This window comes from Natronomonas halophila, from assembly GCF_013391085.1.
Classification (GTDB): Archaea; Halobacteriota; Halobacteria; order Halobacteriales; family Haloarculaceae; genus Natronomonas; species Natronomonas halophila.
On the sequence record NZ_CP058334.1, the window covers coordinates 967,123 to 985,922 of the forward strand.

Here is an 18,800-nt window from a genome sequence, read left to right on the forward strand (position 1 = left end):
GTTAGGCGATCACCCCAACGATAACGGCGGTGAGGATGAGGTTCGCGAGTGCGAGGACCAACATCCCCTTCCAGCCGATTTCGATGAGTTGGTCGATACGCAGGCGGGGCAGCGCCGACCGCGCCCACTGCGTGAACAGGAAGACGGCCCAGATCTTGATGATGAACCAGAGGATGCCGGGCAGGACGGGACCGGCCGGACCCCCGAGGAAGAGGGTCGTGATGATGGCCCCGCCGAGGAAGATGTGGATGAACTCCCCGAGGTAGACGAGCACGAAGTAGACGCTCGAATACTCGGTCTGGTAGCCGGCGACGATTTCGGTCGGCGCCTCCGGGATGTCGAAGGGGTTACGACCGACTTCCATCAGGTTCGCGATCATGAACAGCACGAACGCGAACGGGTTGACGAAGGCATACCAGGACGGAATCGCGACGCCGCCGACCGAGACGAGCGTCTCGGCCTGTGCGGCGACGATTTCGCTCATCTGGAGCGAGCCGGCGAACAGCACCACGGAGGCGGCGATGAGCACGAGCGGAATCTCGTAGGCGAGGTTCTGGGCCACCGCGCGCAGGCCGCCGAGGAACGAGAACTTGTTGTTCGATGCGTAGCCGGCCATCACCAGCGCCAGGGAGGCGATGGAGGCGACGGCGAAGACGTACACCAGGCCGGTTTCGGGGTCGGCCAGATGAATGCCGTTGCCCATCGGGATGACGGCGAAGCCGAGCAGCGCGGACCACGCCAGAAGCAGCGGTGCGATGTCCCACGCGGGACGGTCGACACCTTCGGGAACGATGAGTTCCTTCGACAGCAGGCGGAGGGCGTCGGCCACGATAATGAGCAACCCGGCAGGGCCGTGACGATTGACCGCATAGCGGTCGGTGAAGGCGGCGGTGATCTTCCGTTTGGCCCACGGTCCGGCGATAGCGGTCATCGTCAGCATGAGCGTGCCGACGAGCGCCGCACCGATGATGGCCGCGACGAACTCGCCGAGCGTCCCGCCGAGACCCAGCAGGTCGGCGATGGTCTCGGGAAGCGGTGCCGTCTGCAGCATCAGCGGTCCACCTCCCCGAGGACGATGTCGAGGCTGCCGAGCGACGCGATGAGGTCGGGGATGTACTCGCCTTCGGACATCTCACGCAGCGTGTGCAGGTTACAGAAGCACGGGCTGCGAATCTTGAACCGGGCGGGTTTGTCGGTGCCGTCCGAGCGCATGTAGATGCCGAGTTCGCCCTTGGCGGCCTCGACGCCGCGGTAGATTTCGGTATCGGGGTCGGGCTTGAGCGTCCGCGGGACGTTGGCCTGAATGTTCCGCTCGTCTTCCGGCCACTCTTCGAGCAGGTCGACACACTGCTCGATGATTTTCGCGGATTCCTCGACCTCGCGTAGACGGACGAGGACGCGGCTGTAGTTGTCACAGCCGTCCTCGGTGACGACGTCCCAATCGAGTTCGTCGTAGTAGCCGTAGGGGTCGTCACGGCGCAGGTCGATGTCGATGCCCGAACCGCGGGCGACCGGACCCGTGGCGCCGTACTGCTTGGCGACTTCCGGCGGAAGCTCGCCGGTGTTGACACACCGGACCTGGAAGATCTCGTTGGAGGTGACCAGGTTGTGGTACTCCTTCATCTTCTCCGGCAGGTCGTCGAGGAAGTCGCGGGTCTTCTCGAAGAAGTCCTCGCGGGGTTCCGGAATGTCCCAGGCGACCCCGCCGAGGCGGAGGTAGTTGAACATCAGCCGCTGGCCGGTGAGGTCTTCGAGGATGTCCTGAACGACTTCACGGTCGCGGAACGCGTACTGGAAGGTCGCGGTGAAGTCGCCGAAGACGTCCAGACAGAAGGTACCGAGCGCGAGCATGTGGCTCGCGATACGGCACAGTTCCGCGGACATGGTGCGGATGACCTGTGCGTACTCGGGTACCTCGATGTCCGCCATGTCCTCGGCCGCGCGGGCGTAGGCCCACTCGTTGAGGATGCCGGCCGAGACGTAGTCCCAGCGGTCCGGGTACGGCATAATCTGGTGCCGATAGGTTCCCTGCTGGCACATCTGCTCCTCACAGCGGTGCAGGTAGCCGATGTCGGGTTCGACGTCGACGATCTGCTCGCCGTCCAGCACCGTCTCGACGTGGAGCACGCCGTGGGTCGCCGGGTGGTGCGGGCCGACGTTGATGAACATCGTGTCGGACTCGTCGCCACCGCCGCGCTGGTCCTCTTCGAGCGGGTTGGCGTTCTCACGGAACGGGACGACCTGCGGTTTCTCGGGGTTGTAGTCCTTCCCGAGGGGGTGGCCCTGCCACGTCTCCGGCAGGAGGATCCGGCGCAGGTCGGGGTGGTCGTCGTACTCGATGCCGACGAGGTCGTAGGCCTCACGCTCGTGCCAGTCGGCGGTCCGGTAGACGGCTTCGCCGGATTCCGAGACGGGCTCGTCGTGGGAGGTGGGGACGACGACGCCGACCTCGTGGGCCGGGTTGTCGTACTTCTTCAGGTGGTAAATCGATTCGTAGCGGTCGTCGTACTCCTGGGCGGTGACACACGAGAGGTAATCGAAGCCTGCCTCGTCGCGGAGCGTGAAGAGTGCGTCCTGTACCTCGTCGGGTCGAACGACGAAGGCGGGCGCGTTGACGTGCTCCTCGCGGTCGATGACCGTGTCACCGAGCAGGGCTTCCAGTTCCGCGTAGTCGACCTCGCCATCGTCCGTAACCCCGAGTTCGGGTTCGTCGGGGCGTTTCTTCTCGATGCTCATGCGAGACACCCCCGGTGTCGAGCATGAGTAGATGAGTCGCAGCCCGCGCAGCGAAGCGAGCAGGAACGTCTTATCGTACTCATGGCGAGTTAGCCCAGTTGTAGCGCATGACGAGGTCTTCCTCGTCGATTTCGTCTGCGAGATGCTGTACGAGTTCGTCCGAGTCGAGGTCGCCGAACTCCTCGAGTTCGTAGGGCTTGACCGTCACCGGCGACGTCTCGCCGTTGGCGACGCGCTCCTGCAGTTTGGCGATTCCGTAGATCAGCGCCTCGGGACGGGGCGGACAGCCAGGCACGTGGATGTCGACCGGGATGACCTCCTCGGCGCCCTTGATGACGTTGTAGCCCTCCTGGAAGGGGCCGCCGGAGATGGTACACGAACCCATTCCGATGACGAACTTGGGTTCGGCCATCTGGTCGTAGACTCGTTTCATCCGCGGGGCGAACTTCGAGACGATGGTCCCCGGGACGATGATGACGTCGGCCTGTCGCGGCGAGGCCCGCGGCACACCCGCGCCGAAGCGGTCGACGTCGTGCTTGATGGCGTAGGTGTGAATCATCTCGATGCTGCAGCACGCAATACCGAACTGCAGCATGAACATGGACGAGCCCCGGACCCAGTTCATGAACTTGTCGAACTTCGTGAGGATGAACGGCGAGGAGCCGAACGCCTCGCGAAGTTTCGAATTGAACCGGCTGTCGACGCCTTCGCCCATCCGGGCTTCCTGCGTCGAGACTGTGTCGTGGATTTCCTGTTCGCTACTCATAGTTCACTCTTGATTTCCGCACGCTCGCTTTTGACCCAGCGAACGGCACCGTTGCGCCACGCCCATCCGAGTCCGATGATGAGGATTGCGAGGAAGACGAGCATCGGCGCCAGTACCGAATTCAGACCATGCTGGGCTACTGCGTCGTTGTAGATGAGTGCCCACGGGAAGATGAGCACCGTCTCGATGTCGAAGACGACGAACAGCAGCGCCACCATGTAGTACTGGATGTTGAACCGAATGCGCGTCGAGCCCGTCGGTACCTCACCGGACTCGTAGATGGCACGCTTACCTTGCTCGGGAACGCTGGGGCGGAGGAGACTCGAGATTGCGATCATCGAGAGGGGAATCGCGAGCCCCACCAGCGCCAGCGCACCGACAGCGATCCATGGATTGCTCATCGCGTCTGTATCGTATGACGGTTAGAAGCAACCCTACATAAGAGTTGATTTACGCCGCGGGACGCCCTTATGTGCTATCGCGCGGTTCCCCGGGCGTTCGCCGGCCTCAGTTTTGCCTGTTTATAAAAGGTGACGCCGACCACATCTCAGTCGCGACTCGCGCGGAACGTCTCGGTCCCCTTCTCGTGGAGTTCACGCGATACCTCGCCGACGCCGTCCTGCAGGGAATCGTGGTACTCGTCCAGACGCTCTTCCAGTTCGGGATGGGCGCGCGCGAGAACCTGCGTCGCCGAGAGCGCGGCGTTGAACGACTTGCCAGCGTCAACGGCAACGATTGGCGCACCCGTCGGCATCCCGATGACCGAATCGACCGATTTCTCTTGGACGGGAACACCGACCACCGGAATCGGATAGGCGATAGAAGCCGTCATATTCGGCAGGTCGGCGGACTTGCCGCCCGCGCCAGCGATGATGACGTCGAGACCGCGCTCGCGGGCCGTCTCGCCGTAGACGTACATGAGTTCGGGCGTCCGGTGGGCCGAGACGACGAAGGTTTCGAAGGTAAAGCGGCTCTCGGGTGGGTCGTCGTAGTCGGTGACCTCCTCGAAGCCGAGTTCGGTCAGCGCCTCGTAGGCGCCGTACATGGTGTCGAGGTCCGAATCCGACCCCATGATGATGCCGACGTCCGGCGTATCCTCGGGGTCGCGGTCGGTTTCGGCCTCCGCCTCCAGCAGGTCGATGAGGTCCTGCACCTCCTCGGAACGGGTCATATGGGGGATACCGCAGGGCCGGCGCTTTGGCGTTGTGGTTGCGACAGCGCTATTCGAAGGTCAACCCATCGCGCAACTCGCGAGCGCGGGCCAGCAGGCCCTCGCAGTCGGCCGCCTCGTCGTCGACTAGCGTCACGTGGCCCATCTTCCGGAGCGGGCGTACCTCGCGCTTGCCGTACCAGTGCAGGGCAGCGCCGTGGGCTTCCAGCACCGATTGGGTCCCGGACAGCGAGGCGATTTCGGATTCGTCGACGTCCCCGAGGATGTTCGTCGTCACCGTTGGACAGCGGCGTTCCGCGGCGCCGAGGGGCCATCCAAGTACCGCGCGAACGTGCTGTTCGAACTGGGAGGTGAGTGCACCCTCGATGGTCCAATGACCGGAGTTGTGGGGTCGGGGAGCGATCTCGTTGACCAGAATCTCGCCGTCCTCGGTTTCGAACATCTCGATACCGTAGACGCCGCGACCCTCCAGCACGTCGAGGACGTCGAAGGCCACCTCTCGCGCACGCGAGCGAACCGACGTATCGGTGCGGGCAGGACAGGCCGTTTCTCGGAGGATTTCCTCCTCGTGAATCGTCTCGGTGACCGGATACGCACGAACCTCGTCGTCGCCGCGGACGCCCATGACGGCCAACTCGCGTTCGAAATCGACCAGTTCCTCGGCGAGGGCCGCCCCGCCGACCGCCGCAAGCGCGTCCTCGGCCTCGTCCGGCCCCTCGACGGGCAGGTTTCCGCGGCCGTCGTAGCCGCCCTCGCGGGCCTTGAGCATCAGGGGCCAGTCCAGTTCCTCGCCCGCCGCGAGGAGGTCGTCCTCGCCGTCGACCTGTCGGTATTCGGGCAGCGGAATCCCGGCGTCGTCGAGCGCCCGGTTCTGGACGAGTTTGTCCTGAATCGTCCGGAGGGTGTCGGGGTCGGGATGGACCGGCGTGTCCGTCTCCTCGCTGACCCGCTCCATCTCGTCGGGGTCCGCGAGTTCGATTTCGAAGGTGAGGACGTCGACCCGTTCGGCCAACTCCCGAATCGCGTCGTAGTCGTCGAAGTCACCGACGATTTGGTCGCGGACGACCGGCGCCGCCGGGCAGTCGGGCGTCGGGTCCGAAACGACCAACTCCACGCCGAGGGGGCCCGCGGCCTCGCCCATCATCCGTCCCAACTGGCCGCCGCCGACGACACCGAGCGTCGCCGCTGGCGTACTGTGTTCCATGTGCGTGGTTCCTTCCTCCCCTCCCGATAAGGTTTCTATTCATAGACGTGCTCTTCGTGTTGTACGTCAACAACCACCAAGTTTCAAGCCGTTGGCGACCAAACGTCAGGGGAGCCATGACCGAACAGCGACCGACCTTCGAGACGCGGGACCGCGAGCGAATCTACGAGTTCGTCGACGAGCACGGGGAGGCGACCTTCGAGGAGTTGGTCGACGCGAACCTGCTGACCGACCCTGACCGCTACCAGCAGTTGATCGCGGTCATGAAACGCGACGGCTTGCTGGAGGAAGACGGCGGAACACTCCGTCCCGCCATGGATGCCGGCATCGAGGAGACACATCACCTCGACGGCACCGAGGTAACCATTCGACCGGCGCGTCAGGAGGACATTTCCGGCATCATCGGCGTAATGAAACAGATCGCGGGCGAGAAACGCTACATCGTCGCCGAGGACGTCGCGCGGGAGTTGGCCGCCGACAGCGCGCTGATGCGTGGGGACCTCGAGGACCGGCGCTTCTTCGTCGCGACCATCGATGACGAGGTCGTCGGGGGGTGTGGCGTCGAGCGCCCGCAACTCGAAAAACTCGCCCACACCGCGGAACTGACCCTCGGTATCCTCGAGGAATACCGCGGCGAGGATATCGGCAGCCACCTTCTCCAGCGGGCGATGTCGTGGGCGAAAAAGGAGGACTTCCACAAGGTGTACAACAGCGTGCCGTCGACCAACATCCCCGGCATCGAATTCCTCGAAGACCACGGCTGGGACACCGAGGCCATCCGCCGAAACCACTACCGAATCGACGGCGAGTTCGTCGACGAAGTGATGATGGCCTACCGGATGAATTGAGGCCACTTAGAGGCCCCATTTTTATAGCTCAACGAAACAGGAACGGTCGAGTAGCATCCGCGAGCGCGCCGGAGGCGCTCGAAGTCCGGTAGCGCGCATATTTTCCCATGTTTTTGCCGGAGCGTCACAGGCGCTCCGTGCAAAAAGTGGGGTTGTTCCGGCACTTCTTTTACCGGCCGTCGCCCACCGTCGGGTATGGTAGCGCTCGGGCTGGTGGTCGCGCAGTTCAACAAAGAGCGGCCGATTACCCACGAGATGGAAGAGTGTGGACGGGAGGCGGCCGCCGACGCCGGCGCCGACATCGTCGAGACCATCGAGGTCCCGGGGGCGTACGACACGCCGCTGGCCGCGGACCGGCTGGCGCGGCGCGACGATATCGACGCCGTGGCCGTCCTCGGGGCGATTATCACCGGCGACACCGACCACGACCAGGTCATCGCCGACGCCGCGGCACAGGGGCTGACCGATGTCTCGCTGGAGCGGGATACGCCCGTGGCCTTCGGCGTCATCGGCCCCGGGATGAGTCAGGCCGAAGCCGAGGAACGCATCGACTACGGTGCGACCACCGTCGAGAGCGCTATTGAACTCGCCGAGGAACTACAATGACTATGGATTTCGCAGACCGCGTCGAACGGGTCGAACCGAGCGCGACGCTGGCGATAAGCAACCTCGCATCGGAACTGGAAGCAGACGGTGTCGACGTCGTCGACCTCTCGGTCGGCGAACCGGACTTCCCGACGCCGGAGAACATCTCGGCGGCGGGCAAGCAGGCCATCGACGACGGCCACACGGGCTACCCGCCGTCGAACGGCATTCCGCCGCTGAAGGAGGCCATCGTCGAGAAACTCGACAGTGACGGCCTCGAGTACACGACGGACGAGATTATCGTCACGCCGGGGGCCAAGCAGGCCCTCTACGAGACGTTCCAGACGCTCATCGACGGCGGCGATGAAGTGGTTCTGCTGGACCCCGCATGGGTCAGCTACGAGGCGATGGCGAAGATGGCCGGCGGCGATCTCTCGCGTGTCGACCTCTCGGCCCACGACTTCCAGCTCGAACCCGCGCTGGACGACCTCGCAGCGACGGTTTCGGACGAGACGGAACTGCTCGTCATCAACTCCCCGTCGAACCCCTCGGGCGCCGTCTTCACCGACGAGGCGCTGGAGGGCGTGCGTGACCTCGCGGTCGAACACGACATCACCGTCATCTCCGACGAGATATACGACGCCATCACCTACGGCGTCGAACAGACCTCGCTGGGCTCGCTGGAGGGGATGGACGGCCGGACGGTCACCATCAACGGCTTCTCGAAGGCCTACTCGATGACCGGCTGGCGGCTCGGCTACGTCGCCGCGCCCCAGTCGCTCATCGACCAAGCAGGCAAGCTCCACTCTCATTCGGTGTCGTCGGCCGCCCACTTCGTCCAGTACGCGGGCGTCGAGGCGCTGGAAAACACCGACGAGGCCGTCGAGGAGATGCGCGCGGCCTTCGCCGAGCGCCGCGATATGCTCGTGGACCTCTTCGCCGAACACGGCAAGGACGTCCCGAACCCCGACGGCGCCTTCTACATGATGCTGCCCGTCGACGACGACGACCAAGCATGGTGTAAAGGGGCCCTCGAGGACGCCCACGTCGCGACGGTGCCGGGCAGTGCCTTCGGGACGCCGGGCTACGCGCGGCTCTCCTATGCGGCCAGCGAAGAACGGCTCAAGGAAGGCGTCGAACGGCTCGCCGACGCCGGCTATCTGTAACCGGCCGAACCGCTTTTTTGGAGCGGAGCCATATCGTGCGGCCGAAAGCGCCGCGAGGACCGAAAGGTGTGTTGCGGGTGCATCCCCACCCCTGCTACCGGGCCGTCGGCCCCGCTTCGAGGCCTGCGACGGCCGGTCAGAAGACCCATTCATGGACCGAAACGGACGGGACCACAGCGGCCCGAAAGCATCGGCCACGGCTATCAGGGGTCTCCGTTGTATCCCTTATACCACACCGACATCAAGGGTTGCTCTAGCCATCTAGATGCTGGAAATATGCCTCCACGAGCGCCTGCTGGGCCCGCCGGATGTGGTAGTGGAAGGTGGCTGAACTGATGCCCATCACCTCGGCGATTTCCTCGGCGGTCGCGTCCCGCGGCCAGGCGAAATACCCGCCCAGACTGGCGTGTCTGAGGGCGGCCTGCTGGCGCTCGGTCAGGCAGTCGGCGACCGTATCGTAGAACTCCTCGGCGGTCCGAACCGACCGTTCGACCTCGCGTTTCGAGACCAGTTCCGCACCGTAGAGGTCCTTCGCCGCCTCGACGATGGGGCGGGGGTCGGCGTCGCTCGGGAGTTCGGCCACGATGGTCGTCTCACCGTCCCGCGCGACGAGCGAGGCGGGGGAGGCGCCGTTTTCGACGAATCGCTGGACGAGCGAATCCGTCGTCACGACGGTGAAGACGTGGTCGCCGTCCGTACCGCCGACATGGTCTATCGACTCGACGGTCGGGACGCCCTCTGCGATGGCCTCGACGCGTTCGGGGTCGATACCCGAAACCGTAACGTAATGGCGGTAGCGGCCGGCGCTCATCGGCGTCGACCACTCCTGTTGGCAGGGCCCGTCGGACTCCTCCGAGACCCGCGCGAGGAACGCGTCCGACCCCGAAACCCGGAGGGTGAGTTCCATCGCCGTATCGGACATCAGTAGCCGTTCGGTCTGGACCGCGTTGATAGCGAAGCCGATGACCTCGCCGAGCCGCCGGAAGGCGGCCTGTTCACGGTCGCTGAAGGCCTCCGGCCGCGACGAGTAGACACAGAGAACGCCCAGCACGGTCGACTGGTGGACGATGGGGACCGCGGTCCCCGATTCGATGTTCATCCGGGCCGCCGCGGTCCGGGCCGTCTCCGGGATGTCTGCTTCGGAGATTCGCTGGACGACCTGTGCCTCGCCCGTCTCGATGGCGACCTGCGCCGGGCGGTCCCAATCGAGGGTGTTGATTTCGTCTACCACTTCGAGGAAGTCCTCGATAGTGCCGACGCCGGTGTCCGGTTTGGCGACATCCCCCGGTCCATCGCGGGCGATCCATACCGACCGATACAGTTCCGATGCCGCCAGTCGCTCGCAGACGGCGTCCTCGATCTCCGCGCGGGTCGCCGCGTCGACGACCGCCTGAATGACCTCGTGGACCGTCTCGCTGATGCGGTTCAGCGTTTCGAGTTCGTCGCGCTGGCGGCGGATGGCCGTCTCGCGCTCGCGGCGGTCGGAGACGTCACGAGCGATACCGACCACGTACGTCTCGCCGTTGGAGGTCAGGGTCGTGCCGTTGAACTCGTGGGGGATTCGCTCCCCGTCGGCGGTGAGGACGTCGAACTCCCGGGTTTCGGTCGGTTCGAACGTCCCCACGGCCCCGAAGGACGCCGCGAGGTCCTCCCGCTGGTCCGGCGCGATCAACTCGAAGACGTCCCGACCGGCGAGTTCGTCGGCGGCGTAGCCCGTCACCTCACGAACCCGGTCGTTCCACCACGCCAGTCGCGCGTCGGCGTCCACGATATACGCCATATCGGGCACCGATTCCAGCAGCGTCGCCGTCAACTCGTCCAGGTCGATCTCCGCCATTATCCCCACTTGCCTTAGACTGATAGCGGCGATAAATAAATGGAGGGATACCGGTGTGTGTCGATTCGTATCGGCGGGAGCCGGCGCTGACGGCTATCGGGAAAACGCACGGAAAAGCGAAGAACGGCTGTCGGCGTTTAGTCTTCGAGCGCGTCGGCGATGCGCTGGACCTCGCGGCGGAGGTCGTGGAGTTCGTCTCGAACCTTGCGGACCTCGCGGACGAGTTCCTCGTTGTCCTCGCCTTCGCTGGGGGCGCCACCGGGGCCGCCGCCGAGTGCGCCGCCCGCACCGCCGGGACCGCCGCCGCCCATCATGCCGCCCATCATCTGTGCGAAGGGGCTGCCGCCACCGCCGCCCATACCGCCGGGCGCGCCGCCGGGGCCACCGCCGCCCATCATCTCTTCCATCTTCTCCTCGCGGCTCAGACCCTCGCCCTCACCCTCGCCTTCGCGCTCTTCCGCGCGCTGCTGTCGAATCTCCTCGACGCGCTCGCGGAACGATTTCTCCTCGCCGCCTTCCTCGCCCTCGTCGGGGGCATCTTCGTTATCCGTCATACCCCCTCCTTTCGGCTCCCGGCAGAAAAGTCCATAGGTCTCGCGACCTATGAGCGCCGCAATCGCCGCGCTATCACGACGATACCGGCGGCGGCGACACACAGCACCGCGAAGTTGAGTGCCGACCGCGCGAACGGCTGGTACCGATTCGCGACCCAGACGTCGATAATCGCCGAGAGGCTCCCGTACAGCCCGGCCGTCGCGACGGCGGCGAGGATGCCGAGACCGATGAGCGCCCCCCACATGAGGTAGCCGACGACGGCATCGACGTCGATATCGGGGCCGGGCTGTGAGTCGGTCGTCTCCTCGGGCGAGGCCTCAGCGGTGGTCTCGTGGTCCGCCTCGTCGGCGCCCTCGACGTCGCTCATGCCGACCACCTCCGGACGGCGAGCAGCGACCCACAGAGGGCCACGAGCGCGACGCCGACGCCGAACCCGGGCTGGTTCTGGGCGCCCGCCTCGGTTTCGCGAGGCGGTCGGCCGCCGGACCCGTCGCCCGTCTCGAAGTCGCCGGCCTCGAACTCGACCTCGCGGCGCGTCTCGTTGACCGAAATCGTCTCCTGTGGGTCGAGGTTCGCGGCGGCCCGGGTGGATTCGAGGACGACGCCGTCCCGCCACAGCGTCACGTCGAGGTAGTAGTTGTTGTCGTCGGGCACGGAGACCTGCACCTCGGGCGAGACGGTCAGTCCGGGGTCGACCGTTCCGACGGACGTCTCCGTGCGGTCCGCCACGACGTAGGCGTCGGCGTGGCGGGCCGTGACGACGAGGCGAAGCCCGGATTCGGGGTCGTCGCCGCCGTTTGTCAGGTAACTCGTCACGTCGAGGGTCACCCGGTCCCCGTCGGTCGACGCGATGCGATATTCGACCGAGGGCCGGTCGGGGAAGTCGTGGAACGCGACCGACGTGCGGACGCGGGGCGGTTTCAGGGCATCGACCCCCGAAACCGACGCCGTGGCCGTATCGACCCGCTGGCCGTCGACGTAGAGTATCGTCGACACCTCGTAGCCGCCTTCCCGGGGCACGGTTACCGAAAGCGATACTTCGCGCTCCCCGTCGTTCCGGACGTCGCCGAGTTCGCGGCTCGTCGTGTCGGCGACGAGGCCGCTTTCGGCGTCCGTCGCGCGGACGACCACCGTCACGTTCTCGGCGGGGCCGCCGCGATGGCTGACGTAGGTCGTGACATCGAGCGTGGCCGTCTCGCCGGTCACCTCGCCGGCGGCAAGCGTCGTTTCGGCCACGTCGAGGCGGGCGGGCGGTTCGTCGGGTCCCGGGTCCGCAACGAACCCGGAGACGAGCGCCGCGACGCCGACCGTCGCAAGCAGGACGACGACGGCGGCACTCGCCAGGAGGGCTTCGAGTCGCATGGCATAACGTGACGCAGACGGCGATAAACCTCTTGTGGTGAGACAAGCAACGAATTAACCGAACGCGCCGAGGCTCGATTGCAGTTCCCGGGAGGACGCACCCGCCTCCAGTTCGTAGCCGACCAGATCGCGCATGTCGACGGCGAATCGGCCGCCGCCGCGTTCGAGGACGAGGATTCGGCCTTTCGTCCCGACGACGGTGCCGGAGGCCAGCGTCTCGGCGACCGGCGCGGCATCGAGGTCGAAACCGTAGTCGAACGAATAGGTCTCTTTGATATCGAACTCCGAAAGCAGCCGGTTCCATGCGGCTTCATCGACCGTGCGGCCCATTCCCTGGATTTTACGCGGCACGCGAACCGCATCAGGAACCGGAATTTCGGCGGCGAGTTCGGCCTCGATTTCCCGCGCGATGCGGCCGTTCTCGACCGTATAGACGTGTACCCCGCGGTCGGCGCCCTGCTCGCGGAACCGGGTCCGCAGGCGGGGCAGTTTCGTCACGCCGACCTTGAACGTATCCGGCGCGAACGCCGCGAAATAGACGGCGTGCTGCTGGTAGCAGTCCATCTCGGCCTTCAGACAGTCGCCGGTACATCGGGCACAGACCCACGTCGAGTCGTGGGCCTCACAGTAGGGTGCCGCCGGTTCGTCGCAGGCGATATGCTCCGTGCCGTCGAGGGCGCCCGCACACCGCCGCTCGCCGAGCGTGAAATCCAGCGTCCGGCCCGCCGGTAGCGGTTCGCGGTCGACGGCGCCCTCCCGGGCGACGAGCAGCGCGGCTTCCGACGCCCCGGCGCGTTCGCCCGTCTCGTAGCCGACGACTTGCACGCCTGTCCCTACTCGAAGAACGGCTTTAGGCTTTGCTTCCCCGGCGTACTCATTTAAACCGGGACGCCGAACGGGAGGTATGCTCGAATCGTCGCTGGAGGTCACCGTCGGCGACGGCGTCTCGTTTCGGTTTACGGTCGCCAACGGCGGGGATACGCCCGTCGAACTGACCTTCCGGGACGCCTGCAAGGCCGATTTCGCCGTCTACGAGGACGGCGCGGAGGTGTGGCGATACAGCGACGACCGGGCGTTCGCACAGACGCTGACCACCGCGGAACTCCAGCCCGGCGAGACGGCGACCTTCGAGGAGGTGTGGCCGGACCCCACTCCCGGCGATTACACTGCCGAGGTGATGCTGCGGGTCGTCGAGCGGGATGTCGCGGCGCGGACGCCCTTTTCAGTCTGAACTGAAGTCCTGTTCCAGCAGTTCCCGCGTCGCCTGTCGGACGGCGTCGTCCGAGGAGTCGTCGGGTTCCCAGCCGAGCGCGGCGAGTTTCTCGATGGAGAGTCGCATCCGCGGCACGTCGCCGACCCAGCCACGGTCACCGCCGGTAAAGGAATAGTCGGGGTCGAGTCCCATCTCGTCGGCGACGATATCGGCGATGGTTCTGACGGAGGTGGTCGTCCGGGTGCCGAGGTTGTAGGTGTTCACGGGCGCATCGGCGTGTTCGACGACGTAGCACATCGCCTCGACGCAGTCGGAGACGTGCATGTACGATTTCTCCTGTCGACCGTCGCCGAGGATTTCTAACTCCGAGGGGTCCTCGCGAAGCTTCCGGATGAAATCCGGAATCACGGCGCCCAACTGGAGGCGTCGGCCGACGATGTTGGCGAACCGGAAGTTCCAGACGGTGAAGTCGTGGCTGTGGGCGTGGACCGACAGCAGCGACTCCTCGCCGAGTTTCGAGGCGCCGTAGATGCTGATGGGCTCCAGCGGCGCGTAATCCTCGGGCGTCGGCCGTGGGGCCTCGCCGTAGACGACCGACGAGGAGGTAAAGGCGATGTTCCGGACGTCGGCCTCGCGACAGCGTTCGACGACGGATTCGGTCAGCGCGTTGTTCTCGCGAAACTGCCCGACCTCGTCGCGGCTGGGGTCCTTGTCGGCCGCCAGATGGAAGACGAGGTCCGTTTCGGGAGTGATGGCCTCGCCGATGACCGTGTCTTCGCGGATGTCGCCTTCGACGATATCGACGCCGTCGGGGAGCCATTCGCGGCGGCCGTTGTCGAACGTGTCGACGACGGTGAGGTCGTTGTCGGGTGCGAGGCGGTCGGCGAGATGCGAGCCGACGAAGCCCGCCCCGCCAGTGAGGCAGATACGTTTGCCGTCGAGGTTCATTACCGGCGATGCGTCCGGGGGCGGCAAGTGGGTTTCGACACGGCGAGAGATGCGGACGAGTCGGCAGTTCAGGCCTCGAAGCGTCGAGAGAATTTATGTCGCCGCGTGATATTGTTCGGCTATGGGAAAGGGGGGACGCGGAACGAAGCGGGGTCCGGACCATACACGTCCGGACCGCCAGTCAGGGCCCGTCCGCCCCGACTACGTTCTCTACGCCGTCGCGGCGACGTACGCCGCGACCGGCGCCGCAGCGATGGCGGGGGTCGGCGGTGCTGTACCGATTTACGAGGTCCTCTTCGAGGGGTTCATGCACGTCGGTCTCGCGGTGGTCGTGCTGGCGGGCGCCTACTACCTGCGGCGGTCGGAACTCCCTCAAGAGATGTGGTGGAGCGTCCTCGGCGGCTACGTTTCGGGTATCGTATTCCTCAGCGTGTTGCTGACGTGGGCGAACCTCTCGCCGCTGCTTTCCGGGGCGCCGATTACCTCGCTGTGGGACGATTTCGTCTTCTTCGGCAATCTCGGCGGGCTGTTCGGGTTCGTCACCGGTGTCAGCCACGCCCGGAGCCGGTACAACCGGCATCTGCGGCAGAACCTCGAAGCGAGCAACGAACTCGTCGAGAGCGCCGAGGAGGCCCTCTGGATGTTCCGGGCCGACTGGTCGGAACTCCTCTATATCAACTCCGCCTACGAGGAGATTCACGGCCAGCCAATAGAACGGCTCGAAGCCGAACCGGAGGCCGTCCTCGAAACGGTCCACCCCGACGACAGACAACGAACGCGGGCGGCGATGGACCAGCTCTCGAACGGTGAACCCATCGACATCGAAATCCGGGTCAACGCCGAGGAGGGATTCGGTCGATGGGTCTGGGTCAAGGGCCAGCCGGTCTACCGGGACGGCGACCTCTACGCCGTTTCGGGGCTCGCCCGCGATATCACCGACCGAAAGGAGCGCCAGCGGCGCTTCGAGGCGATTTTCAACCAGACCTACCAGTTCACCGGCCTGCTGTCGCCGGACGGGACGCTGCTGGAAGCCAACGACACCGCGCTGGCGTTCGGCGGTATCACCCGCGATGACGTCATCGGCGAGAAGGTCTGGGACGCCTACTGGTTTCGGGTCTCCGAGGACGTCCGCGAGCGGGCGAAGGAAGCCGTCAAGCAGGCTGCCGACGGCGAGTTCGCCCGTGAAGAACTGGAGGTTCAGGGCGCGGACGGTACCGTCATCATCGACTTCTCGGTCCGGCCGGTAACCGACGAGGACGGCGAGGTGACGCTGCTCGTCCCCGAGGGGCGGGACATCACCCAACTGAAGAACCACGAACGCCGGGTCGTCGAACTCCACGAAACGACCCGGCGGCTCTTCCGGGCCGAAACGAAGACCGAAGCCGCCGAGGTGGCCACGTCGGCCGCGCGCGACCTGCTCGAGTTGTCGCTCAATACGGTCGCCCTCTACGACAGCACCGAGAACGCGCTACGCCCGGTGGTCTCGACGCCCGAGGCCGAGGAACTGTTCGGCGACATGGGCCCGATGGGGCCGGAAGACGGAATCGGCTGGATAGTCTTCGAGACCGGCGAGCCGAAGATATACGACGACGTGAGTCAGGTACCGGAACGCTCCAACCCGGAGACGCCGGTTCGCAGCGAGATGGTCCTGCCGCTCGGCAATCACGGCGTCTTCATGATCGGTGCGACCGAGGAGGCCGCCTTCGACGAACAGGCCGAGTCGCTGGCGAAGTTGCTGACGACGAACCTCGAAGCCGCGCTGGACCGCATCGAACAGCAACGCGATCTCGAGGCGCGACGGCGCGAACTCGAACGGCAGAACGAACGGCTCGACGAGTTCGCGGGCGTCGTCAGCCACGACCTCCGGAACCCGCTGACCGTCGCCAAGGGTCGCCTCGAACTCATGGACGCCGAGAGCGACGAGGACGAGGCTGACGAGAACGTGACGGCCGCACGCGACGCCCTCGACCGGATGGAGGCGCTCATCGACGACCTGCTGGAGTTGGCCCGCGCCGGCGAAGTCGTCGACGATCCGGACTGCGTCGACCTTGCCGGACACGCCGAAACCTGCTGGGGGAACGTCGAGACGGACGGGGCCACGCTGGAATCGGACCTGACGAACGCCGTCTGGGCCGACGAGAACCGACTGGCACAGCTCTTCGAGAACCTCTTTCGGAACGCCGTCGAGCACGGCTCGACAAGCCCTCCTTCACAGGCTCAGGAGGACACCGTCGAACACGGCGGCGACGACGTCACGATTCGGGTCGGCGACCTCGACGACGGCTTTTATATCGAGGACGACGGCCCCGGCATTCCGCCCGAGGAACGCGACGATATCTTCGAGGCGGGCTACACCACGGCCGCGGACGGCAACGGGTTCGGCCTCAGTATCGTCCAGAAAATCGTCGAGGCACAGGGTTGGACCATCGACGTGACCGAAAGCGAGTCCGGCGGTGCCCGCTTCGAAATCCGGGGTGTCAAAGCCGTCACACCCCATCCGACAAACGAAACCCCCTAACGAACGGGCGCGCAAGAGGCCGGTATGCAGAACGAACCCGAGGTCGTCGTCCTCCGGCTCGGCCATCGGCCCGGCCGGGACAACCGGATGACGACCCACGTCGGCCTCACGGCACGGGCCCTCGGCGCGGACCGGGTGGTCATCGCGGGCGAGGCCTCGAACCCGAAGGGGACAATCGAGGACATCACCGGCCGGTTCGGCGGCCCCTTCGAGGTGGAGTTGACCGACAGCCACCGCCAGTTGCTCCGAAACTGGGACGGCGCGGTCATCCACCTCACGATGTACGGCCTGCCGGTACAGGACGTCGAAAGCGACATTCGCGAGGACCACCGCGAGGGGCCGCTTTTGGTCGTCGTCGGTGCCGAAAAAGTGCCGTTCGACGTCTACGAGGCCGCCGACTACAACGTCGGCGTGACGAACCAGCCACACTCGGAGGTAGCGGGACTGGCCGTCTTCCTCGACCGCCTCTTCGAGGGCCGGGAACTCGACCGCGAATGGGAAGACGCCGACCGGACCGTCGTACCGAAGGAGACGGGCAAGCAGGTCGAACCCGTCGACGAGGAGTAGCGAGGGTGAGCGTAGCGAACCCTCGGAAAGGAGTAGCGCGGGGCCGTCGGTCCCGCGCGCGATGAATAACAGGCCTTTCGGAGCTTTTAAACGACTCGCTGGCGCAATTTAACACAATGGCTTTTGAGGAACTGCTGAACGACCCGGTGATTCAGAAGTACCTCCACGAGCTCGTCGGCCCCTCGGGGATGCCGGTCGCGGCGGCCCCGCCGGACGGTGAGGTCACCGACGAGGAACTCGCGGAGGAACTCGGGTTAGAGCTCAACGACGTTCGCCGGGCGCTGTTCATTCTCTACGAGAACGACCTCGCTTCCTATCGGCGCCTCCGCGACGAGGATTCGGGCTGGCTCACCTATCTGTGGACCTTCCAGTACGAGAACATCCCCGAACAACTCGAAGAGGAGATGGAACGCCTGCTGGAGGCCCTCGAAGAGCGCCGCCAGTACGAGCGGGAAAACGAGTTCTACCTCTGTAACAACTGTCAGGTCCGCTTCGAGTTCGGCGAGGCGATGGAGTTCGGCTTCGAATGCCCCGAATGCGGCGGCCCGCTGGAAACGATGGACAACGAACGACTCATCGATGCGATGAACGAGCGCATCGAAAAGCTCCGTGACGCACTGCACGTCGAGGACGGCGAGCGCTAATGGTCATCCTCGCAACCAAGGTCTACGTCAAGGGTGAGGCCCGCGACCGGGCCCTCGATTCGCTGGAATCGCTCGTCGCCAACGACCTCGCGGACCTGGAGGCCGAATTTACCCTCGGCCTCAGGGACGATGGCTTCCCGTCGGTGACGCTGACCGGCGAGGACGCCCCCGCCGCCCGAAGCCTCCTGACCGAGGAATGGGGCGCTATCACCCCCCACCGCGAGGCCGGCGAAACCTACGTCGGCACGCTCGATTCGTGGGACGACGACGGCTTCGTCCTCGATGCCGGTACGTCGGTCCGGATTCCGAGCGACGAATTCGGGCTCGGGCAGGGGTCGCCCTCCCAGATTCGCAAGCGGTTCGGCCTCGTCCAGCACATGCCCCTTCGATTCGTGGAGGGCGACGAGGGCGAACCCGCGCGTCTGGCCGACGAAGAACGGGACCGCCTCTACGAGTGGACCCGTGGCACCGGCCGCGTCAACGTCAACAGCGCGACCCGCGCCGAGGTTCGCGCGACGGTCAACCGGTCGGGCCATCCCCACGACATCGTCACCGTCGAGCGGCTCGGACTGCTCGAACAGAGTATCGTCTGCCGTGAGGAGACCGACGCACCGGGCCTCCTCTCGGACATCGGACCGCACCTCCAGGCCGAACTCCTCGCTGTCGTTCCCTGATACCTC

The 18,800-nt window shown here is 65.5% G+C and carries 20 protein-coding genes; 8 read left to right on the plus strand and 12 right to left on the minus strand.

Annotated elements, in window-relative coordinates; genetic code table 11:
- Nucleotide 1: 1 nt before the first annotated feature.
- From HWV23_RS05365 to HWV23_RS05390, 6 genes are all read right to left on the minus strand, one after another.
- Nucleotides 2-1,051: a complex I subunit 1/NuoH family protein gene (locus HWV23_RS05365; RefSeq protein WP_178289394.1), complete on the minus strand. Its 1,050-nt coding sequence runs from the start codon at nt 1,049-1,051 to the stop codon at nt 2-4.
- Nucleotides 1,051-2,736: an NADH-quinone oxidoreductase subunit D gene (locus tag HWV23_RS05370; RefSeq protein WP_178289395.1), complete on the minus strand. Its 1,686-nt coding sequence runs from the start codon at nt 2,734-2,736 to the stop codon at nt 1,051-1,053. Before HWV23_RS05370 ends, HWV23_RS05365 begins: the two co-directional genes overlap by 1 nt.
- Nucleotides 2,737-2,815: 79 nt before the next feature.
- The gene (locus tag HWV23_RS05375) at nt 2,816-3,502 is read right to left on the minus strand and encodes an NADH-quinone oxidoreductase subunit B (RefSeq protein ID WP_178289396.1); all 687 of its coding nucleotides are present in this window, start codon (nt 3,500-3,502) and stop codon (nt 2,816-2,818) included.
- A complete protein-coding gene (locus HWV23_RS05380) occupies nt 3,499-3,903 on the minus strand; it encodes an NADH-quinone oxidoreductase subunit A (RefSeq protein ID WP_178289397.1) in 405 nt (134 codons plus the stop codon). The genes HWV23_RS05375 and HWV23_RS05380 overlap by 4 nt, the downstream gene beginning before the upstream one ends.
- A 146-nt stretch (nt 3,904-4,049) precedes the next feature.
- Nucleotides 4,050-4,673, minus strand: coding sequence for a 5-(carboxyamino)imidazole ribonucleotide mutase (purE, locus tag HWV23_RS05385; protein WP_178289398.1), 624 nt, complete (start codon nt 4,671-4,673; stop codon nt 4,050-4,052).
- A gap of 49 nt (nt 4,674-4,722) precedes the next feature.
- Nucleotides 4,723-5,877, minus strand: a complete 1,155-nt coding sequence (locus HWV23_RS05390; protein ID WP_178289399.1) for a 5-(carboxyamino)imidazole ribonucleotide synthase — start codon at nt 5,875-5,877, stop codon at nt 4,723-4,725.
- Between the two features lie 116 nt (nt 5,878-5,993).
- Here HWV23_RS05390 and HWV23_RS05395 point away from each other — a divergent pair, with 116 nt between their 5' ends.
- From HWV23_RS05395 to HWV23_RS05405, 3 genes are all read left to right on the plus strand, one after another.
- The gene (locus HWV23_RS05395; protein ID WP_178289400.1) at nt 5,994-6,725 is read left to right on the plus strand and encodes a GNAT family N-acetyltransferase; all 732 of its coding nucleotides are present in this window, start codon (nt 5,994-5,996) and stop codon (nt 6,723-6,725) included.
- A gap of 195 nt (nt 6,726-6,920) precedes the next feature.
- Complete coding sequence (gene ribH / locus HWV23_RS05400) at nt 6,921-7,331, plus strand: 6,7-dimethyl-8-ribityllumazine synthase (protein ID WP_178289401.1); 411 nt, start codon at nt 6,921-6,923, stop codon at nt 7,329-7,331.
- Nucleotides 7,328-8,476 (plus strand): pyridoxal phosphate-dependent aminotransferase, encoded by a 1,149-nt coding sequence (locus HWV23_RS05405; protein WP_178289402.1) that lies wholly within the window; start codon nt 7,328-7,330, stop codon nt 8,474-8,476. The genes ribH and HWV23_RS05405 overlap by 4 nt, the downstream gene beginning before the upstream one ends.
- A gap of 253 nt (nt 8,477-8,729) precedes the next feature.
- On the opposite strand, the gene HWV23_RS05410 is transcribed toward HWV23_RS05405, so the two are convergent.
- The 5 genes from HWV23_RS05410 to HWV23_RS05430 all read right to left on the minus strand — a co-directional run bounded on the left by HWV23_RS05410 (nt 8,730) and on the right by HWV23_RS05430 (nt 13,055).
- Nucleotides 8,730-10,313: a bacterio-opsin activator domain-containing protein gene (locus HWV23_RS05410; protein WP_178289403.1), complete on the minus strand. Its 1,584-nt coding sequence runs from the start codon at nt 10,311-10,313 to the stop codon at nt 8,730-8,732.
- Nucleotides 10,314-10,450: 137 nt separating this feature from the next.
- Nucleotides 10,451-10,867 (minus strand): hypothetical protein, encoded by a 417-nt coding sequence (locus HWV23_RS05415; protein WP_178289404.1) that lies wholly within the window; start codon nt 10,865-10,867, stop codon nt 10,451-10,453.
- A gap of 47 nt (nt 10,868-10,914) precedes the next feature.
- Nucleotides 10,915-11,235, minus strand: coding sequence for a DUF8060 family membrane protein (locus HWV23_RS05420; protein ID WP_178289405.1), 321 nt, complete (start codon nt 11,233-11,235; stop codon nt 10,915-10,917).
- Nucleotides 11,232-12,230 (minus strand): DUF7490 domain-containing protein, encoded by a 999-nt coding sequence (locus HWV23_RS05425; protein WP_178289406.1) that lies wholly within the window; start codon nt 12,228-12,230, stop codon nt 11,232-11,234. The genes HWV23_RS05420 and HWV23_RS05425 overlap by 4 nt, the downstream gene beginning before the upstream one ends.
- A gap of 54 nt (nt 12,231-12,284) precedes the next feature.
- Nucleotides 12,285-13,055 (minus strand): DUF2797 domain-containing protein, encoded by a 771-nt coding sequence (locus HWV23_RS05430; RefSeq protein ID WP_178289407.1) that lies wholly within the window; start codon nt 13,053-13,055, stop codon nt 12,285-12,287.
- A gap of 79 nt (nt 13,056-13,134) precedes the next feature.
- Between HWV23_RS05430 and HWV23_RS05435 the strand changes: the two genes are divergently transcribed.
- Nucleotides 13,135-13,461 carry a BsuPI-related putative proteinase inhibitor gene (locus HWV23_RS05435; RefSeq protein WP_178289408.1) on the plus strand — a complete coding sequence of 109 codons (327 nt, stop codon included), beginning with the start codon at nt 13,135-13,137 and terminating at the stop codon, nt 13,459-13,461.
- Here HWV23_RS05435 and HWV23_RS05440 read toward each other — a convergent pair.
- Entirely contained in the window at nt 13,453-14,391 is a 939-nt protein-coding gene (locus HWV23_RS05440; RefSeq protein ID WP_178289409.1) for an NAD-dependent epimerase/dehydratase family protein, read from the minus strand. The genes HWV23_RS05435 and HWV23_RS05440 overlap by 9 nt on opposite strands.
- A gap of 121 nt (nt 14,392-14,512) precedes the next feature.
- Between HWV23_RS05440 and HWV23_RS05445 the strand changes: the two genes are divergently transcribed.
- The 4 genes from HWV23_RS05445 (at nt 14,513) to HWV23_RS05460 (ending at nt 18,794) form a co-directional block, all read left to right on the plus strand.
- The gene (locus HWV23_RS05445; protein WP_178289410.1) at nt 14,513-16,909 is read left to right on the plus strand and encodes a PAS domain S-box protein; all 2,397 of its coding nucleotides are present in this window, start codon (nt 14,513-14,515) and stop codon (nt 16,907-16,909) included.
- A gap of 24 nt (nt 16,910-16,933) precedes the next feature.
- On the plus strand, nt 16,934-17,476 hold the full coding sequence (locus HWV23_RS05450; protein ID WP_178289411.1) for a tRNA (cytidine(56)-2'-O)-methyltransferase: 543 nt from the start codon (nt 16,934-16,936) through the stop codon (nt 17,474-17,476).
- Nucleotides 17,477-17,592: 116 nt separating this feature from the next.
- Nucleotides 17,593-18,120, plus strand: a complete 528-nt coding sequence (tfe, locus tag HWV23_RS05455) for a transcription factor E (RefSeq protein WP_178289412.1) — start codon at nt 17,593-17,595, stop codon at nt 18,118-18,120.
- On the plus strand, nt 18,120-18,794 hold the full coding sequence (locus HWV23_RS05460; protein WP_178289413.1) for a DUF2110 family protein: 675 nt from the start codon (nt 18,120-18,122) through the stop codon (nt 18,792-18,794). The genes tfe and HWV23_RS05460 overlap by 1 nt, the downstream gene beginning before the upstream one ends.
- The last annotated feature ends 6 nt before the right edge of the window (nt 18,795-18,800 follow it).

Excerpts from the sequence above, each read along its gene's own strand:
- HWV23_RS05365 (WP_178289394.1), bottom strand. The coding sequence starts at position 1,051 with ATGCTGCAGACGGCACCGCTTCCCGAGACCATCGCCGACCTGCTGGGT.
- HWV23_RS05370 (WP_178289395.1), bottom strand. The coding sequence starts at position 2,736 with ATGAGCATCGAGAAGAAACGCCCCGACGAACCCGAACTCGGGGTTACG.
- HWV23_RS05375 (WP_178289396.1), bottom strand. The coding sequence starts at position 3,502 with ATGAGTAGCGAACAGGAAATCCACGACACAGTCTCGACGCAGGAAGCC.
- HWV23_RS05380 (WP_178289397.1), bottom strand. The coding sequence starts at position 3,903 with ATGAGCAATCCATGGATCGCTGTCGGTGCGCTGGCGCTGGTGGGGCTC.
- purE (WP_178289398.1), bottom strand. The coding sequence starts at position 4,673 with ATGACCCGTTCCGAGGAGGTGCAGGACCTCATCGACCTGCTGGAGGCG.
- HWV23_RS05390 (WP_178289399.1), bottom strand. The coding sequence starts at position 5,877 with ATGGAACACAGTACGCCAGCGGCGACGCTCGGTGTCGTCGGCGGCGGC.
- HWV23_RS05395 (WP_178289400.1), top strand. The coding sequence starts at position 5,994 with ATGACCGAACAGCGACCGACCTTCGAGACGCGGGACCGCGAGCGAATC.
- ribH (WP_178289401.1), top strand. The coding sequence starts at position 6,921 with ATGGTAGCGCTCGGGCTGGTGGTCGCGCAGTTCAACAAAGAGCGGCCG.
- HWV23_RS05405 (WP_178289402.1), top strand. The coding sequence starts at position 7,328 with ATGACTATGGATTTCGCAGACCGCGTCGAACGGGTCGAACCGAGCGCG.
- HWV23_RS05410 (WP_178289403.1), bottom strand. The coding sequence starts at position 10,313 with ATGGCGGAGATCGACCTGGACGAGTTGACGGCGACGCTGCTGGAATCG.
- HWV23_RS05415 (WP_178289404.1), bottom strand. The coding sequence starts at position 10,867 with ATGACGGATAACGAAGATGCCCCCGACGAGGGCGAGGAAGGCGGCGAG.
- HWV23_RS05420 (WP_178289405.1), bottom strand. The coding sequence starts at position 11,235 with ATGAGCGACGTCGAGGGCGCCGACGAGGCGGACCACGAGACCACCGCT.
- HWV23_RS05425 (WP_178289406.1), bottom strand. The coding sequence starts at position 12,230 with ATGCGACTCGAAGCCCTCCTGGCGAGTGCCGCCGTCGTCGTCCTGCTT.
- HWV23_RS05435 (WP_178289408.1), top strand. The coding sequence starts at position 13,135 with ATGCTCGAATCGTCGCTGGAGGTCACCGTCGGCGACGGCGTCTCGTTT.
- HWV23_RS05440 (WP_178289409.1), bottom strand. The coding sequence starts at position 14,391 with ATGAACCTCGACGGCAAACGTATCTGCCTCACTGGCGGGGCGGGCTTC.
- HWV23_RS05445 (WP_178289410.1), top strand. The coding sequence starts at position 14,513 with ATGGGAAAGGGGGGACGCGGAACGAAGCGGGGTCCGGACCATACACGT.
- HWV23_RS05450 (WP_178289411.1), top strand. The coding sequence starts at position 16,934 with ATGCAGAACGAACCCGAGGTCGTCGTCCTCCGGCTCGGCCATCGGCCC.
- tfe (WP_178289412.1), top strand. The coding sequence starts at position 17,593 with ATGGCTTTTGAGGAACTGCTGAACGACCCGGTGATTCAGAAGTACCTC.
- HWV23_RS05460 (WP_178289413.1), top strand. The coding sequence starts at position 18,120 with ATGGTCATCCTCGCAACCAAGGTCTACGTCAAGGGTGAGGCCCGCGAC.